Source organism: Roseicella frigidaeris, assembly GCF_003258945.1.
In the GTDB taxonomy this organism is placed as follows: Bacteria; Pseudomonadota; Alphaproteobacteria; order Acetobacterales; family Acetobacteraceae; genus Paracraurococcus; species Paracraurococcus frigidaeris.
In genome coordinates, this window is record NZ_QLIX01000005.1 from 63292 (window position 1) to 79428 (window position 16137).

Annotated in this window: 15 protein-coding genes; 10 read left to right on the plus strand and 5 right to left on the minus strand. The window is 72.8% G+C overall.

What is annotated here, in order from left to right:
* The first annotated feature begins 65 nt into the window (after window positions 1-65).
* Genes DOO78_RS09170 through DOO78_RS09210 form a run of 9 tightly spaced genes read left to right on the plus strand, consistent with a single transcriptional unit; the run spans window position 66 to window position 9678 of the window.
* Complete coding sequence (locus DOO78_RS09170; protein ID WP_243634476.1) at window positions 66-1118, plus strand: efflux RND transporter periplasmic adaptor subunit; 1053 nt, start codon at window positions 66-68, stop codon at window positions 1116-1118.
* The gene (locus DOO78_RS09175) at window positions 1115-4234 is read left to right on the plus strand and encodes an efflux RND transporter permease subunit (protein ID WP_111469459.1); all 3120 of its coding nucleotides are present in this window, start codon (window positions 1115-1117) and stop codon (window positions 4232-4234) included. Before DOO78_RS09170 ends, DOO78_RS09175 begins: the two co-directional genes overlap by 4 nt.
* The gene (locus DOO78_RS09180; protein ID WP_111469460.1) at window positions 4235-4720 is read left to right on the plus strand and encodes a Na+/H+ antiporter subunit E; all 486 of its coding nucleotides are present in this window, start codon (window positions 4235-4237) and stop codon (window positions 4718-4720) included.
* The gene (locus DOO78_RS09185; protein ID WP_243634477.1) at window positions 4713-4976 is read left to right on the plus strand and encodes a monovalent cation/H+ antiporter complex subunit F; all 264 of its coding nucleotides are present in this window, start codon (window positions 4713-4715) and stop codon (window positions 4974-4976) included. The genes DOO78_RS09180 and DOO78_RS09185 overlap by 8 nt, the downstream gene beginning before the upstream one ends.
* On the plus strand, window positions 4973-5266 hold the full coding sequence (locus DOO78_RS09190) for a monovalent cation/H(+) antiporter subunit G (RefSeq protein WP_111469462.1): 294 nt from the start codon (window positions 4973-4975) through the stop codon (window positions 5264-5266). The genes DOO78_RS09185 and DOO78_RS09190 overlap by 4 nt, the downstream gene beginning before the upstream one ends.
* The gene (locus DOO78_RS09195) at window positions 5263-6204 is read left to right on the plus strand and encodes a hydrogenase subunit MbhD domain-containing protein (protein WP_111469463.1); all 942 of its coding nucleotides are present in this window, start codon (window positions 5263-5265) and stop codon (window positions 6202-6204) included. Before DOO78_RS09190 ends, DOO78_RS09195 begins: the two co-directional genes overlap by 4 nt.
* The gene (locus tag DOO78_RS09200) at window positions 6201-6530 is read left to right on the plus strand and encodes an NADH-quinone oxidoreductase subunit K (protein WP_111469464.1); all 330 of its coding nucleotides are present in this window, start codon (window positions 6201-6203) and stop codon (window positions 6528-6530) included. The genes DOO78_RS09195 and DOO78_RS09200 overlap by 4 nt, the downstream gene beginning before the upstream one ends.
* Complete coding sequence (locus DOO78_RS09205) at window positions 6527-8029, plus strand: complex I subunit 5 family protein (protein WP_111469465.1); 1503 nt, start codon at window positions 6527-6529, stop codon at window positions 8027-8029. Before DOO78_RS09200 ends, DOO78_RS09205 begins: the two co-directional genes overlap by 4 nt.
* Window positions 8026-9678 carry a complex I subunit 5 family protein gene (locus DOO78_RS09210; RefSeq protein ID WP_111469466.1) on the plus strand — a complete coding sequence of 551 codons (1653 nt, stop codon included), beginning with the start codon at window positions 8026-8028 and terminating at the stop codon, window positions 9676-9678. Before DOO78_RS09205 ends, DOO78_RS09210 begins: the two co-directional genes overlap by 4 nt.
* 407 nt (window positions 9679-10085) lie before the next feature.
* Here the strand turns inward: DOO78_RS09210 and DOO78_RS09215 are convergent, their stop codons facing one another.
* Genes DOO78_RS09215 through DOO78_RS09235 form a run of 5 tightly spaced genes read right to left on the minus strand, consistent with a single transcriptional unit; the run spans window position 10086 to window position 14736 of the window.
* Window positions 10086-10598, minus strand: a complete 513-nt coding sequence (locus DOO78_RS09215) for a DUF1269 domain-containing protein (protein WP_111469467.1) — start codon at window positions 10596-10598, stop codon at window positions 10086-10088.
* Between the two features lie 27 nt (window positions 10599-10625).
* Window positions 10626-11609: an asparaginase gene (locus tag DOO78_RS09220; RefSeq protein WP_111469468.1), complete on the minus strand. Its 984-nt coding sequence runs from the start codon at window positions 11607-11609 to the stop codon at window positions 10626-10628.
* Window positions 11609-13261, minus strand: a complete 1653-nt coding sequence (locus DOO78_RS09225; RefSeq protein ID WP_243634478.1) for an MFS transporter — start codon at window positions 13259-13261, stop codon at window positions 11609-11611. The genes DOO78_RS09220 and DOO78_RS09225 overlap by 1 nt, the downstream gene beginning before the upstream one ends.
* Window positions 13262-13287: 26 nt before the next feature.
* The gene (glsA, locus tag DOO78_RS09230) at window positions 13288-14295 is read right to left on the minus strand and encodes a glutaminase A (RefSeq protein ID WP_111469469.1); all 1008 of its coding nucleotides are present in this window, start codon (window positions 14293-14295) and stop codon (window positions 13288-13290) included.
* Between the two features lie 57 nt (window positions 14296-14352).
* Window positions 14353-14736 (minus strand): hypothetical protein, encoded by a 384-nt coding sequence (locus DOO78_RS09235; protein WP_111469470.1) that lies wholly within the window; start codon window positions 14734-14736, stop codon window positions 14353-14355.
* Window positions 14737-15019: 283 nt separating this feature from the next.
* Here DOO78_RS09235 and DOO78_RS09240 point away from each other — a divergent pair, with 283 nt between their 5' ends.
* Entirely contained in the window at window positions 15020-16123 is a 1104-nt protein-coding gene (locus DOO78_RS09240) for a helix-turn-helix domain-containing protein (RefSeq protein ID WP_165838803.1), read from the plus strand.
* Window positions 16124-16137 lie beyond the last annotated feature (14 nt).

A 16137-nucleotide genomic window follows, 5' to 3' on the forward strand; every position in this document is an offset into this window, starting at 1 on the left:
GTCGCCTGGATCGTCCGGCGGAAGCCATGTTGCGCCTGCGGTCCCGGTTGTTGCCAGCCCTCCTGGTGTTCACGGCGCTGGCGGCCTGCGACGATGCCGCGCCGCCGACGCCGCCGGAGATCCGCCCGGTGCGCGTCACGACCGTCGCGCCGCGCAGCGGCGGCGACGTCGTCACCCTCACCGGCACGGTGGAGGCGGAGACCGAGGTCAACCTGGCGTTCCGCATCGACGGCCGCATGATCGAGCGCCGGGTCAATGTCGGCGACCAGGTGACGGCCGGGCAGCTCATCGCCCGGCTGGACCGCACCAACGAGGAGAATGCGCTGCGCGCCGCCCGCGCCGAGCTGACGGCGGCCCGCGCCCGGCTGACCGAGGCGCGCAACAATTACCAGCGGCAGAGGGAATTGCTGCAGACCGGCTTCACCACCCGCGTCCGCTACGACGAGGCGACGCGTACCCTGCGCAGCGCCGAATCCGCGCTCGACGCCGCCCAGGCGCAGGTCAACATCGCCGAGAACCGGCTGGGCTATACCGATTTGCTCGCCGATGCCGGCGGCACCGTCACCGCCCGCGGCGCCGAGCCCGGCGAGGTGGTGCAGCCTGGCCGGATGATCGTGCAGATCGCCCGGGAGGGCGGGCGCGACGCGGTCTTCGACGTGCCGCCCTCCCTGAAGGACCAGGCGCCCGCCGAGCCGGTGATCGAGGTGTCGCTGACCATGGACCCCAGCATCCGCGCCATCGGCCGGGTGCGGGAGGTCTCGCCCCGCGCCGACCCCGCGACCGGCACCTTCCGCGTCCGCGTCGGGCTCGACGCGCCACCGCCCGCCCTGCGGCTCGGCTCCACCGTCACCGGCCGGATGGGGATCGGCGGCAGCGACATGATCGAGATCCCGGCCAGCGCGCTGACGCGGGCCCAGGCGCAGCCGGCGGTGTGGGTGGTGGACCCGGCGACGCAGACCGTCTCGCTGCGCCCCATCGAGGTGGTGCGCTTCGACCCGGCCCGGGTGCTGGTCGGACAGGGGCTGGAGACCGGCGAGACCGTGGTCACGGCCGGCGTGCAGGCGTTGCGGCCCGGCCAGAAGGTGCGGCTGCTGGGACAGCAGGCCGCGGCGCGATGATCGGCCCCAACCTCTCGGCCGTCGCGGTCAGCCGCCGGTCGGTCACCATCTACCTGATGATCGTTGCCGTGGTGGTGGGCAGCCTTGCCTTCTTCCGCCTCGGCCGGGACGAGGACCCGGCCTTCACCTTCCGCACCATGATCGTCTCGGCCGCCTGGCCCGGCGCCTCCATCGAGGAGACGCTGCTGCAGGTGACCGAGCGTCTGGAGCGCACGCTGCAGGAGGTGCCCAACCTCGACACGCTCCGCAGCTACACCGTGCCCGGCCAGACCACGATCTTCGTCGACCTGAAGGGCGCGACCCCGCCCGCCGTGGTGCCGGACATGTGGTACGAGGTGCGCAAGCGCATCGGCGACATGCGCCACACCCTGCCGCAGGGCGTTATCGGCCCCGGCTTCAACGACGATTTCGGCGACACCTTCGGCATCATCTACGGCTTCACCGCCGACGGCTTCAGCCATCGCGAGCTGCGCGACCATGTGGAGGCCGCCCGGTCCCGCCTGCTGCGGGTGCAGGACGTCTCGAAGGTGGAGGTGCTCGGCGCGCAGGACGAGCAGATCTTCATCGAGTTCTCGACCGAACGCCTGGCCGGGCTCGGCCTCAACTACCCGGCGCTGGTGGCCGCCCTGCAGGCGCAGAACGTGGTGCGGCCCGCCGGCATGGTGCAGACGGGCGACGAGCGCCTCTCGGTCCGGGTCTCCGGCGCCTTCGGCACCGAGCAGGACATCCTCGGCGTGAACTTCGTCGCCAATGGCCGCCTGATCCGCCTCGGCGACATCGCCGAGGTCCGGCGCGGCACCACCGATCCGCCGCAGCCGCTGTTCCGGGTGAACGGGCAGCCCGCGATCGGCCTGGCGATCGCCATGCGGGAGGCCGGGGATATCCTGGCGCTTGGCCAGAACGTCAAGCGGGAGATGGCGGCGATCACCGCCGACCTGCCCATCGGCATCGAGGGGGTCCTCGTCGCCGACCAGCCGGCGACCGTGGACACCGCCATCGGCGAGTTCACCGAGAGCCTCTGGCAGGCCATCCTGATCATCATCGTCGCCAGCTTCGTCAGCCTCGGCATCCGGCCGGGCGCGGTGGTGGCGCTGTCCATCCCGCTCACGCTCGCCATCGTCTTCCCGCTGATGAGCGTCTTCGGCATCGACCTGCAGCGCATCTCCCTCGGCGCCCTGATCATCGCCCTCACCCTGCTGGTGGACGACGCGATGACCACGATCGACGCCATGATCCGCCGGCTCGCCGCGGGCGACACGAAGGTGCAGGCCGGCAGCTTCGCCTACCGCACGCTGGCGGCGCCGATGCTGACCGGCACGCTCGTCACCATCGCGGGCTTCGTGCCCATCGGCTTCGCCGCCAGCTCGGCCGGCGAGTACACCTTCTCCATCTTCGCCGTCGTCGGCATCTCGCTCATCGTCTCCTGGTTCGTCGCGGTGCTCTTCGCGCCGCTGATCGGCCTCGCCCTCCTCAAGGCCCCGAAGCCCGGAGCGGCGGCCAAGGTGGATGCGCGGCCCGGCCTGCTGATGCGCGCCTATACCGGCCTGCTGCTCGGCGCCATGCGGGCGCGCTGGGCGACGATAGGGCTGACCATCGCCGCCTTCGTCCTGGCGCTCTGGGCGATCCGCTTCGTGCCGCAGCAATTCTTCCCCTCCTCCGACCGGCCGGAGCTGCTGATCGACCTGACGCTGCCGCAGAACGCCTCCATCCATGCGAGCGAGGCGGCGGTGCGCGAGCTCGACGCGGCCCTGGAGAAGGACCCGGACGTGGCACGGTGGAGCGCCTATGTCGGCCGCGGCGCCATCCGCTTCTACCTGCCGCTCAACGTGCAGCTTCCCAACCCCTTCTTCGCCCAGGCCGTGGTGGTGGCGACGGATCTCGCGGCGCGGGAGCGCCTGCAGCCCCGGCTGGAGACGCTGCTGGCCGATGCCTTCCCGCAGGCCGTCGCGCGCGTCTATCCGCTCGAGCTCGGCCCGCCGGTCGGCTGGCCGGTGCAGTACCGCGTCCTCGGACCGGAGGTGGAGACGGTGCGCGAGATCGCGTTGCGGGTCGCCCAGACGGTCGCCGGCGATCCCAGCACGCGGTACGTCAATTTCGACTGGATCGAGCCCGCGCGACAGGTGCGGGTGCAGATCGACCAGGACCAGGCACGGCTGCTCGGCCTCAGCTCCGCCAGCCTCGCCGCCATCATGAACGCCGCCGTCACCGGCACGGTGGTGACGCAGGTGCGGGACGACATCTACCTCGTCAACGTGGTGGCGCGCGCCACCGCCGACCAGCGCCTCTCGCTCGACAGCCTGCGCTCGCTGCAGGTGCCGGTTCCCGGCGGCCGGACCGTGGCGCTCGGCACCTTCGCCAGCTTCGCCTACGAGCAGGAATACCCGCTGATCTGGCGGCGCAACCGGGTGCCGACGCTGACCGTCGCGGCCGATGTCATGCCCGGCGTGCTGCCGGAGGCGGTGGTCGAGCGGCTGGCGGCCGGCATCGCCGAGACCAGCAAGACGCTGCCCCAGGGCTATGCCATCGAGCTCGGCGGCATCGCCGAGGAGAGCGCGGACTCGCGCGCCTCCGTCCTCGCCGTGGTGCCGCTGATGCTGGTGCTCATGCTGACCATCCTGATGGTGCAGCTGCAGAGCTTCCAGCGGCTCGGCCTCGTGATATCGGTGCTGCCGCTCGGCATCATCGGCGTCGTCATGGCGTTGCTGCTCTTCGGCCGGCCGCTCGGCTTCGTCGCCATCCTCGGCATCCTGGCGCTGCTCGGCATGATCGCGAAGAACGCCGTCATCCTGATCGTGCAGATCGAGGCTGACCGGGAGGCTGGCCTCGAGGTCTGGGACGCGGTGGTGGCGGCCGCCTCCTCGCGCTTCCGGCCGATGATGCTGACGGCGGTCTCGACCGTGCTCGGCATGATCCCCATCGCGCCCACCGTCTTCTGGGGGCCGATGGCCTTCGCCATCATGGGCGGGCTGCTGGTGGCGACCCTGCTGACGCTGGTCTTCCTGCCGACGCTCTATGTCACCTGGTTCCGCGCCCGGCCAGGCCCGGCCCGGCCGGGGGCGGCGCCCGCCTCCTCGCAACCGAAGCTGGCGGCCGAGGCAGCGGCGGAGGACGTCTGAATGGCGGCCGCGACGCTGCTGCGGGCCTCCGGCTTCTTCACCCTCTGGCTCGCGCTGGATGGCGGGACGCAGGCGGCGGACCTCGCCATCGGGCTGCTGGCGGCCGCCCTGGCGACGCGGGCCAGCCTGGCCCTCTCGCCGCCGGTGCCGCGCCGCCTCGCCCCGCTCGCCATGCTCCGGCTCGGCCTCTCCGTCCTGCGCGCCTCGCTGGTCGCCGGGCTCGACACCGCCCGGCGCGCGCTCGACCCGCGCCTGCCGATACGGCCGGGCGAGGCGGCCGTGCCCTTCGGCCTGCCGCCCGGGCCGGCCCGCGACCAGTTCCGCCTGCTGGCCAGCCTGCAGCCCGGCACCCTGCCGGTGGCGGTGGACCCGGACGGTCGGCTGCTGGTCCATGCCCTCGACACGCGCCTGCCGGTCGAGCGGGAGACGCGCGCGGTCGAGGCGCTCTTCGCCGCCGCCTCGACGCAAGGCGCAGCCCGTGACTGAGGCGCTGACCCTGCTCGCCACGATCATCCTCGGCTCGGTCGCCGCCGGATTGTGGCGCGTGCTGCGCGGGCCGGCGCCGGCGGACAGGCTGATGGCGGCGCAGCTGCTCTCGACCGGCGCCATCGCGGCGCTGCTGCTGCTGGGCGCCGCCACCGGCGACCCCGCGCTGCTCGACGTCGCGCTGCTGCTCGCGCTGTTCGGCGCCTTCGCGACCGTTGCCTTCGTGCTCGGCGCGCGGCTGGCCCGCCAGCGATGAGCGCGGCGCTGCAATTCCTCGGCCTGCTGCTGGCCGCCGCGGGGGCCTTCTTCTTCGTCGCCGGCAGCGCCGGGCTGATCCGCTTCCCCGACCAGCTCAGCCGGCTGCATGCGCTGACCAAGGCCGACAACCTGGGGCTCGGGCTTGTCGCGCTCGGCCTGCTGCCCTTCGCGGCCGGCGTCTTCGCGGCGCTGAAGCTGCTGGTGATCTGGGCGCTCGTCCTGCTCTCCGGCGCGAGCGCGGCGCAGATGGTCGCCGAACGGGTGCGCGCGGCGGAGCCGCCGGCATGATCCTCGACTGGCTGCTGGATGGGATGGTGGCGCTGCTGATCCTTGCCGCCGCGCTCTGGACGCTGGCCGCGCCCACCCCCTTCGCCGCCGTCATCGGCTTCGTCGGCTTCGGCCTGCTGGCCTCGCTCGCCTGGGTGCGGCTGGCGGCGGTGGACGTGGCGCTGACGGAGGCCGCGGTCGGCGCCGGCGCCACCGGCGTGATCCTGCTGCAATCCGCGGTGCGGCTGCGGCGCGGCGCGGCGGAGGTGGCGGCGGCGACGCCCGGCCGCGCCACGACCCTCCTCGCCGGGCTGCTCGCGGGCGGCCTCGGCCTCGGCCTCGCGCTCGCCGTGCTGGCCCTGCCCGCGACGGTGCCGGGCCCGGCGGCGGAGGCGGCGGCGCGCAGCGCGGAGGTCGGGCTCGGCAATCTCGTCGCGGCGGTGCTGATGGCCTATCGCGGCCTGGACACGCTGCTGGAATCCATCGTGCTGGTCTTCGCCGTGCTGGCGGTCTGGGCCATGGGGCCGGACCGGCATTGGGGCGGCATCCCGGGCCCGCGCTTCGCCCGCCAACGGGATGGGCCGCTGGCGCTGCTGGCGCGCTGGCTGCCGCCGGTCGGCATCGTCATCGGCATCCACATCGCCTGGGTGGGGGCGGATGCGCCCGGCGGGAAATTCCAGGGCGGCACGGTGCTGGCGGCCATGTGGGTGCTGGCCTGGGGCGCCGGGCTGGTCCGGCCCCCCTCGGTCGCCGACCGCCGGGTGCGCCTGGTGCTGGTCGCCGGGCCGCTCGGCTTCCTGCTGGCCGGCCTGCTGGGCGCCGTGCTGGATGGCAGCTTCCTCGCCTGGCCCGCGGCCCTGGGCAAGCCGCTGCTGCTGCTGGTCGAGGCCGCGATGACCCTTTCGGTCGCCGCCGCCCTCGCCCTGCTGGTCGTCGGCCCGCCGGAGCGCCGGGCATGAGCGGCCCGGTGCTCTATGGCCTGCTCGGCGCGGCGCTGGTCGCCCTCGGCCTGTTCGGGCTGGTGGTGCAGGCGGCGGTGCTGCGCAAGATCCTCGCCTTCAACCTGCTCGGCGGCGGGGTGTTCCTGCTGTTCGGCGTGGTGGCGCGCCGCACCGCGCCGGCCGGCCTCGCCGCCGATCCCGTGCCGCAGGCGATGGTCATCACCGGCATCGTCGTCGCCTTCGCCGCCACCGCGCTGGCCGTCGCGATGGCGCTGCGCATGTACCAGATCACCGCCGCCGTCACCGTCTCGCCGCCGCCGGACGCCCAGGCCGGCGACGCATGACCGCGACCACCCCGGCCGGCTGGCTGCTGGTCGTCGCGCTCGTCCTGCCGGTGGCGGGCATGCTGCTGGCCTTCGTCCTCGGCGGCCGGGCGGCGGAGCGCCTGGCGCTCCTCCTGCTCGGCCTCGGCGTCGGCGTCGGCGTCGCGGTGAGCGCGGCGGTGCTGCGGATGGGCGCTCCCATCGTCTACCTGCCCGGCGGCTGGGCGCCGCCCCTGGGCCTCGCGCTGGTCGCGGATGGCGTCGCCGCCGCCATGCTGCTGACCACGGCGCTGGTGCTGTTCGCCGTCGCGCTCTTCGGCCGCGCCGCGCACGCCACCCCGCCGGACCAGGCGGAGACGCGGGCCGCCCTCGCCTATTGGTGCTTCCTGCTGGCGCTGGCCGGCTCGCTGGCCGCCGCCTTCCTCGGCGGCGACCTGTTCAACCTGTTCGTCGCGCTGGAGATGCTGACCTTCGCGGCGCTGTCCCTCGCCTGCCTCGAGGGCAAGCCGAGCCAGTTCCGCTCCGAGCTGCGCTACCTGCTCTTCGCCCTGATCGGCTCGGTGCTCTACCTGCTCGGCACCGCGCTGCTCTATGGCGGCTACGGCACGCTCGACTTCCGGCTGCTGGCCGGGCGGACGCGCGCGGACCTGCCGACCCTGCTGGCGGCCGCGCTGATGACCGCCGGGCTGGCGGCCAAGATGGCGCTGTTTCCGCTGCATCTCTGGCTGCCGCCGGCGCATGCCGGGGCGCCGCCCGCGGCCTCCGCCCTGCTGTCGGGCCTGGTGGTCAAGGCTGCCTTCGTGCTGCTGCTGCGGGTGTGGATCTGGGTGCTGCCGCCGCTGCCGGCGATGGCGGCGGCCCCCCTGCTCGCCGCGCTCGGCGCCGCGGCCATCCTGGTCGGCAGCCTGGTGGCGCTGCGGCAGGCGCGGCTGAAGCTGCTGGTCGCCTACTCCACCGTGGCGCAGATCGGCTACCTGTTCCTGATGCTCCCGCTGGTGCTTTCGGGGGCCGCCGAGACCGCGTCGCATGCCTGGCTCGGCGGCCTGCTGCAGGCGGGCTCGCACGCCTTCGCCAAGGCGGCGATGTTCCTCGCGGCCGGGCTGATCGCCACGGCGCTGGGCCATGACCGGGTGACGGCGCTGGGCGGCGCCGGCCAGGCCGTGCCGCGCGCCGTCTTCGCCTTCGGCCTGGCGGGGCTGTCGCTGATGGGCATCCCGCCGAGCGGCGGCTTCACCGCCAAATGGCTGCTGCTGACCTCGGCCCTCGGCGACGGCCAGTGGTGGTGGGCGGCCGTCATCCTGGGCGGCGGGCTGCTGACCGGCGGCTATGTCTACCGCGTCCTCGCCGGCACGATTGCCGCGCCGCCAGGCGACGCCCCGAGGCCGCGTCCCCTGCCGCACGGCCCGCAGAACGTCGCGCTCGGCCTGGCGCTGATCTCCGTCGCGCTGGGCCTGCTGCCGCTCGCCTCCTTCGGCCTGGTGCAGATCGGGCGCCCGGGCGCCCTCGGGGCGCTGCCGTGACCGGCGCGCAGGGCCTCATGGTGCTGACCCTGGCCGCGCCGCTGGCCCTGCTGCTCGCCTGCCTCTGGCCGGCGCCCCGGCGGCGCGTGCCGGGGCTGCTCTGGCTCGCGCCGCTGCCCGGGTTGCTGGCCGCGCTGTTCGCCGCCGGGGCGCCGCCGCTGGTGATGGACGGGGCGGGGCTGCGCCTCACCCTTGCGCTCGATGCGCCCTCGGCGCTGCTGCTCGGCGCCGCTGCGCTGCTCTGGAGCGCGGCGGGCGCTTATGCACCGGCCTATCTCGGCCGCCAGGCGGGCCTGGAGCGCTTCGCCGTCTGGTGGCTGGTCACGCTCTGGGGCAGCCTCGGCGTCTTCCTGGCGGGTGACCTCGTCACCTTCTACCTCACCTTCGCCGCGGTCAGCCTCGCGGCCTTCGGCCTGATCGTGCAGGACGGCACGCCGCGCGCGCGGCGCGCGGGGGAGATCACGCTGCTGCTGGCCGTGATGGGCGAGGTCTGCCTGCTGCTGGCCTTCGCGCTGTTGGCGGATGCGGTGCCGACATCGAGCCTCGCCATCGCCGATGCGGTGGCGGCGCTGCCAGGATCCCCGGCGCGCGGCCTCATCCTCGGCCTGCTCGTGGCGGGCTTCGGCCTCAAGGCCGGCCTCGTCCCGCTGCATGTCTGGCTGCCGCTGGCGCATCCGGCGGCCCCCATGCCGGCCTCCGCCGTGCTGAGCGGCGCCATCGTCAAGGCCGGCATCATCGGCCTGCTGCGCTTCCTGCCGGCCGACGGCGCCCTCGAGGGCTGGGGGGACGGGCTGGCAGCCCTCGGCCTGTTCACCGCCTTCTGGGCCGTTGGCTGCGGCATCACCCAGACCAACCCGAAGACCGTGCTCGCCTATTCCACCGTCAGCCAGATGGGCGTCACCGTCGCCGCCCTCGGCATGGGGCTGGCCTTGGCCGTACCGGGCACGGCGATGGCGGTCGCCTTCTACGCCATGCACCACGTGCTGGCGAAGGGCGCGCTCTTCCTCGCGGTCGGGCTGGCGGGCGCCGTCGGCGGGGCGCGCCGGACCGGGTTGCTGCTGCTGCCGGCGCTGTTTCTCGCCCTTGGCTTCGGCGGCCTGCCCGGCAGCGGCGGCGCGCTGGCGAAGCTCGCGGTGAAGCCGCAGCTCGATGCCGGGCTGGTGGGGGCGCTGGCCGCGCTCTCCGCCGCCGGCTCCACCCTGCTGATGCTGCATTTCATCCGCCGCCTGGCCAGCCTGCCGCCCGCGGACGCGACGGCACGGCCGAGCTGGGTCCCCCTGCTCGCCTGGCTCGGCATGGCCGGCGCCGCGGTGCTGGGACCATGGGTCCTGTTCGGCGCCATCGGCCCGGGCGATCCCTGGCTTGGCGATTCCTGGGAAGCTCTGGCCAAGGATCCGGTCGGCCTGCTCTGGCCGGTGCTGCTGGGGGCCGTCCTGGCCCTGCTCCTCGGCCGCTGGGGCGGGCATCTGCCGACCGTGCCGGAGGGCGACCTGCTCGTCCTCGCTGGCCGGGTCGGTCGCGGCGGCGCGATCATCGGCGCCGCGGTGTCGCATCTGGAGAAGAGGCTGCGCGCCTGGCCGACCGCCGGGCTTGCCCTGCTCGTCCTGGTGCTGGCGCTGTTCGGCGCCCTGCTGGCCGGTGCCGGGTGAGCGAGGCCGGGTGAGCGAGGCCGGTTGAGCGAGGCTGGCCGGGCGAGTCCGGTTCCGCTCGGCGAGGGGCGGCGGCGGGCGGGCTCGTTCCCGCTGCGCGGCCGGCTCGCCCGCGGGCGGCCCGCGTCACCGCCGCCGTGGGGTCGGCCCGGGACGGAGCGGCCGCGGAGGCCGCGCGGGCCCGGGCAGCAGGGGACCGGTTGCCGGGCGCCACGCCCCGCGCCTCATCCCAACGGCATGAAGGATTCATCGATGCCGAGCGCCCGGATGGGCGCCGCCGGTCGCGCCGTGAGGCGCGCCTGTCAGCGCGACGCGGCGAAGGCCCGGGCAAATCGGAGGGTTGCGCCCGGCGCCAAGGGGACTGCCCATGGGGGCCGTTGATGGGTCACCAGCAACGGCCGTTCGTATCAGGCGGCCGGCAAGGCGGCCGCTGCCTTCGCGCCCTCCAGCGCCTCGCGCAGCGCCTGTTCCTTCGTCTCGTCGAAGGAACTCCGCATGACCCGCCCACCGGTGCCCTGCAGCTCGGCCACCACCCGGTCCGCCGTCATCTTGCGGATCAGCAGGAACAGGGCGGCATGGCCGGCATCCAGGCTCTGCGCCACCTCCTTCATGAAGCCGTCGTTGATCCCGACATCGGAGAGCTTGCCGCCGAGCGCGCCGCCGGCTGCCCCCAAGGCAGCCCCGATCAGCGGCGACAGCAGGATGAGCCCGAGCAGCGAGCCCCAGAGCGCGCCGCTGGCGGCGCCGGCCGCCGCCGGCGAGAAAAGCTGGTTCAGCTTCACCTGTCCGTCGGGCTGCTTCACCGCCACCACGGCATCGCCCAGTTCGATCAGGTATTCCTTCTGCATGCCGAGCAGGCGGCTGCGCACCTGTTCGGCCTCGGCTTCCGAGGGATAGGAGATGACGAGGAGATCGGCCATGGCATCGGTCTTTCCTGGTGTCGAGGATCACTGATAGGGCGCGAAGGCCGCCGCCGCCGCGGCCTGGCCGCAGCCCTTGCGCAGCGCGAGGCCGAGCAGCAGCCGCGCCTTGGGACCTGAGAGAATACCGGCCGGGATCAGCCCGCGGCCGATCAGGTCGATCTCCCCGCCGGCATAGCCATAGGTGCGGGTGAAGACCGGCCCGGCCTGGCAGCGGGTGGCCAGCACCACCGGCATATGCGCCGCCAGCCCGCCGAGCAGCGGCGCGACCTCGGCCGGCACATGGCCCGCCCCCATGCCCTCCACCACGGCGCCGGCATAGCCGAGCCGCGGCAACGCATCGAGCAGCCGGCCATCCTCGCCCATTGCCCAGCGCAGCAGCGCGATCGGGAGCGGCGGTCCGCCATAGCTGCGCAGGCCGCCCAGCCGTGGCAGCCGGACATAGATGCGCGGCCGCCCTTCCACGACGGCACCGATCGGCCCGACCAGCGGCGAGGCGAAGGCGGACGGCAGCGCCGAGTGCGATTTCTGCACGAAGCGTGCCGCATGGATGTCGTAGTTGAGCACCACCAGCGTGCCGAGGCCGCGCGCTTCCTCCGACGCCGCGGTGCGCACCGCGGCCAGCAGGTTGGCCGGCCCGTCGGCACCCGGCGCATCGGCGCCGCGCATGGCGCCGGTGAGCACCACCGGTTGTTCGTGGGATACCAGCAGATCCAGGAGGAATGCGGATTCCTCGATCGTGTCCGTGCCCTGCACCACCACGGCGCCGGCACAGCCCCGGTCGAATGCCGTCTCGATCTGTCGCGCCACCTCCACCAGACCGGCGGGGGAGAGCGAGGGGCTGGGCAGGCGGAAGGGCGAATGCGCCTCCACATCGGCGACATCGGCCAGGGCCGGGACGGCCTTGACCAGATCCTCCGCGCCGAGCGAGGGGGCGATGCCCCCTCCCGAGCTGGGCAGCATGGTGATCGTGCCGCCGAGGGAAAGGACGAGGATGCGGCGGCGAGGCATCAGCTGGACGCCCGGCCAGGCGGCGCCGGTGGCGCGTCGGGGATCTCCCCCGGCACGTAATTCGGCAGGCGGCTGGCGGGCAGGATGGTCAGCAGCGCGACGCAGGCCATCACCAGCAGCCCGATCTTCAGGGCGCGCAGCCGCGCCTGGGTGTTCACCTCCACCGCAGCCGCCACCTGCTCGGGCGAGGCGGAGGTGCGCTCCATGATCTCCAGCAGCCGGGCATTGGAGACGAAGTTGATGCTGTCCAGATCGACCTGGGCCCGGATCTCCGGCGGCAGGCGCGGATTCTCGGCGACGGCCCGCAGGACATTCGCGCTCAGCAGCCCCACCAGCAACGCCCCGGCGACCGCGGTGCCGACACCGGCGGCGAGGTTCTGCGTGGTGCCGCGCAGCGAGCCGACATCGCCCGCCAGCTCCTTCGGGGCCGCGGTCACGAGCACGTTGAACACCAGCGTCACCAGCGCCCCCTGGCCGATGCCGAACAGGATCAGCCCGGTCATGACCACCGGCGCGCTCCAGTCATTGCGAATAACGAAGGCAAGCCAGAGCAGCGCCGCCGTGCAAAGGGCGAAGCCGGCCATGCCGATCACCCGTGGCGTGAAGCGCTGGTACAGGCGCACCACGAGCATGGCGGTGAAGAACACCGTCAGGTTGAAGGGCAGCATGGCGATGGCCGTCTCGATCGGCGTGCGGCCCTGCACGATCTGGATGTAGAGCGGGACGGCGAAGTTCAGCATCGCCTCCAGCGCCACCACGCTGAACATCGCCATCACCGCCGCCTTCTCCCGGCTGGAGGTGATGACCCGAAGATCGAGCAGCGGCGTGCCGCCCCGCCCCTGGACGCGCCGGCACCAGGCGATGAAGACCTGCAGCAGGACGATGCCGACCACGATCATCAGCGGCGCCGGGGACATCCCCAGCACGTCGAAGGGGGCGCCGGGCCGCACCGAGCCCAAGCCCCAGCGGTTGAGGTTGTTGAAGCCGAACACCGTCAGGATGATGGCAGCCGCCGCCAGCACCACGCCCACCAGGTCGATCCGCACCTCCGGCCGGGCGCTTTGCGGCTTCAAGCGGAAGCTCAGCGCGAAGACGAGGGCGCAGACCGCGATCAGCAGGCCGAAGACCGGCCGCCAGCCGATGAAGGTGCCGAGCATGCCGCCGATGAGGAAGGCCGCGACGCCGGCGCCTGCGCGGGCGGAGCCGAGCGCGCCGACCGCGGCGGCCTGCTGCTCCCCCCGGTAGTGATGCGCGATCAGCGCCACCAGGGCCGGCACGTTCACCGCCGCCGCCAGCCCGGCCAGGAGCTGGGCCATCAGCATCACGAAGGCGGTCGGCGCGAAGGTCATCAGCACCTGCGCCGCGCCGAAGGCGAGCACCACGTAGCGGAACACGGCCGTCGCGCCGAAGCGCTGCACCAGCTTGGCGCCCAGCATGACGAAGCCGGCCACGGCCAGGGAGTACATGACGATGCCGGTCGCAACCGTGGTCGGCGGCACGCCGAAGCTGGCCACCATGCCGGAGAGCGAGACCGGCAGGGCCGCGACGTTGAAGGACATGATGGCCTGGCCGAGCGCGATGGCGATCATCGGCACCCAGCTCTCGCGCTGTGTCACCGGCGCTGCGGCGACGGAGTCCGCCTGTGCGTCCATGTCCTCGGTTCTCCAACAGCGCGTTGTCAGTCGGCGTCCGGCTTCGAGGCGAACAGGTTGAGCCCCAGCCGCTCGGAGAGAAATCGCGTTGCGAGCTGTCCGCGCACGCTGTTGCCGGCCTCATCCAGCGGCGGGGAGAAGGTGCCGAGGCCGCCCTTGCCGGGCGCGATGGTGACGAGGCCGCCCGAGACGCCGCTCTTGCCCGGCAACCCCACCTCGTAGAGCCAGTCGCCGGACTGCTCGTAGAGCCCGGCCGTCGCCATCACTGCCAGCACGCGCTTGCAACGATCCGCATCCAGCACCCGTTCCCGCGTCAAGGGATTGACGCCGCCATCGGCCAAGGTCGCACCCATGACCGCGAGATCCCTCGCCGTGACCGAGATGGCGCATTGCCGCGTGTAGAGATCCGTCGCCTCGTCCGGATCGCAATACATCCGGCCATAGCTGTGCAGCAGCCGGGCGATGCCCTGGTTGCGCTGGTTGGTCGCGGCTTCCGATGCGTAGACCGCCTCGTCCATCGTCAGCCTGCGGCCCGCGAAGGCCGACATGCCGTCGAGGAGGAAGCGCCATTTCGCCGCGGGATCGCGGCCCGGGACCAAGCTGGTGGTGGCGATGGCGCCGGCATTGACCATGGGGTTCATGGTGCGTCCGGGATTCAGCTCGATCGCCATGACCGAGTTGAAGGCGAGGCCGGTGGCGTTGACGCCGACGCTCTCGCGGGCGCGCCCGCCGCCGAGCGCCTGGCAGACGAGGGCGAAGACGAACGGCTTGGAGATGCTCTGGATCGAGAAGGGCCGGTCGGCATCGCCGGCGGTCTGCACGACGCCATCCACGCCGGCGACGCAGAGGCCGAACCAGTCCGGCGAGGCCTCCGCAAGCATGGGGATGTAGTCGGCGACCTTGCCCTCGGTCACGGGGCCGTAGCGCTCCCAGGCCGCCTGGACGAGGCCGGCCACCGCGCCCGATGCCGGCAACCGGCCGGTCGAGACGGCAGGCGGGCCGATCGCCTCCTCGAGGTGCAACAGGTTGTGCATGGATGGCCCTCCCGCTGCCACTTGGCGGGCGCGCGCGATCGCGCGCCCGTCAGCGGGCTATTGTAGTGCCACCTCACCCACGAATTGCAGGCCTTCCTGCTTGTTGAAGGTCACCGCCTTCAACTGCTTCTCCGGCGTCTGCAGCACGGCGACGCCACGCCCCATGTCGATCGCAACGATCTTGCTGGCCGGGAAGCGGCCCTGCATGGCGTTCAGCAGCATCACCTCCAGCACGCCGCGCGGCGTGTTGCCGCCGGTCGCGCGCTGCAAGACCTCCTCCCGCAGCTTCGGCGACAGCTCCGACAATTCGGCAGTCTGGAATTCGCGCGAACCAAGGCTGGACTGCGCCAGGGCGGATGGCGTTGCAAAGGCGAGGACAAGGCCGGCCAAGGCCGGCATGATTGCGAGCGATGGGCGAAGCGCCATTGCGATCTCCTCCATTGAGTCGCCAGGATGCCGGACGCTCCCGCTGCAGGATGAGGTGGGAACGCGCCATGCACCGGGCCGACGATGCAGACCCTACCGGTTCGTGGCGGCCTGGTGATGAGCCTTGCATCCCTGGTTTGCACAAGCTGTCCCAAAGCGGGTGATTCGGCTTGCTGCGACCGGGAGCTATCAGGTTCCGTGCAGCCACCGACCCACCGCGGAGCAGCGCGGCCAGCTCCCTGGGTCCCGACACTGCCAAGGCGGCCGGCGCCCTTGCAACCTTTACGGGATGATAGAGATGCAGACCGCCACGCTTCCGCGCCTGCTCCACGCCCCGCCCGCACCGGCAAGCGTGGTCGATCCGGTCTCGCGCGAGACACTGCTGAAGCCTGCCCATATTGCCTCGACCGCTGGCGTTCCGCCTTCGGAGCAGTTCGTGGCCTGGCAGGCACAGTGCGGCCCGGGCGTGCAGATGGAGGAGCCGCTCGGCACCTTCGGTTTCCGGGGTCGCTGCACCACCTGGAAGCTCGGTCCCTTTGCCTTCCTTCGCGCATCCGCCGATGGGCTGCGCTACCGCCGGGACCGGGCGCAGGTGCGGCGCGACGCGCTCGACCACTGGATCATTCGCCTGTCCCATCGTGGCGGACTCGAACTGCGAACGCAGAGCGGGCTCGTGCTCGTGCGGCCGGGGCAGCCGGTCATCCTGTCCCTCGCCAATAGCTGCGAGGTGGTGCGGTCGGAGAGCGAGTGGATCAGCCTGGTGGTGCCGCGCGACGCCTTCCCCAATCTGGCGCCCATCATCGACAGGCGGTTGTACGCGCCCCTGGGCGGCAGTCTGGGATCGCTGCTGGCCAGCTACATGAGAACGCTGGAGATGCAACTGCCGGAGACCTCGGAGTGCGAGCTGCCGCGCCTGGTCGAGGCGACGCGCGCCATGATCGCCGCCTGCATCGTTCCGGTGCACGGGCAGCCGGACGACCCGATGCCCATGCTCGAACATGCGCGGCTGGAGCGCGTGCGGCTGGCGATCCGGCAGAAACTCCGGTCGCCGACGCTGACGCCGCGAAGGCTCTGCCGCATGGTCGGCATGTCCCGATCCCAGCTTTACCGGCTGTTCGAACCCCTCGGCGGCGTTGCACGCTACATCCAGTCGGAGCGCCTGCGGGAGGCGTACCGCGCCCTGGCCAATCCCGACAACCTGCGCGGCATCTACGAGGTTGCCCAGGATCTGGGCTTCTTCGACGCCTCCGCCTTCAGCCGCACCTTCCGCCGGGAATTCGGCTGCGCACCGAGCGACGTGCGCATGGCGGCCCGTTCGGGAGACCGGACGATTGCCCTGCGCCGCCCGATCTCGGCGGCCGCCTGTCCGACGCTCACCGAGTTGCTGCGCAGCCTGCAGTGACGCCACCCGCCGCC

Excerpts from the sequence above, each read along its gene's own strand:
- glsA (WP_111469469.1), bottom strand. The coding sequence starts at position 14,295 with ATGCACAACCTGTTGCACCTCGAGGAGGCGATCGGCCCGCCTGCCGTC.
- DOO78_RS09190 (WP_111469462.1), top strand. The coding sequence starts at position 4,973 with ATGAGCGCGGCGCTGCAATTCCTCGGCCTGCTGCTGGCCGCCGCGGGG.
- DOO78_RS09195 (WP_111469463.1), top strand. The coding sequence starts at position 5,263 with ATGATCCTCGACTGGCTGCTGGATGGGATGGTGGCGCTGCTGATCCTT.
- DOO78_RS09180 (WP_111469460.1), top strand. The coding sequence starts at position 4,235 with ATGGCGGCCGCGACGCTGCTGCGGGCCTCCGGCTTCTTCACCCTCTGG.
- DOO78_RS09200 (WP_111469464.1), top strand. The coding sequence starts at position 6,201 with ATGAGCGGCCCGGTGCTCTATGGCCTGCTCGGCGCGGCGCTGGTCGCC.
- DOO78_RS09215 (WP_111469467.1), bottom strand. The coding sequence starts at position 10,598 with ATGGCCGATCTCCTCGTCATCTCCTATCCCTCGGAAGCCGAGGCCGAA.
- DOO78_RS09220 (WP_111469468.1), bottom strand. The coding sequence starts at position 11,609 with ATGCCTCGCCGCCGCATCCTCGTCCTTTCCCTCGGCGGCACGATCACC.
- DOO78_RS09235 (WP_111469470.1), bottom strand. The coding sequence starts at position 14,736 with ATGGAGGAGATCGCAATGGCGCTTCGCCCATCGCTCGCAATCATGCCG.
- DOO78_RS09240 (WP_165838803.1), top strand. The coding sequence starts at position 15,020 with ATGCAGACCGCCACGCTTCCGCGCCTGCTCCACGCCCCGCCCGCACCG.
- DOO78_RS09205 (WP_111469465.1), top strand. The coding sequence starts at position 6,527 with ATGACCGCGACCACCCCGGCCGGCTGGCTGCTGGTCGTCGCGCTCGTC.
- DOO78_RS09175 (WP_111469459.1), top strand. The coding sequence starts at position 1,115 with ATGATCGGCCCCAACCTCTCGGCCGTCGCGGTCAGCCGCCGGTCGGTC.
- DOO78_RS09225 (WP_243634478.1), bottom strand. The coding sequence starts at position 13,261 with ATGGACGCACAGGCGGACTCCGTCGCCGCAGCGCCGGTGACACAGCGC.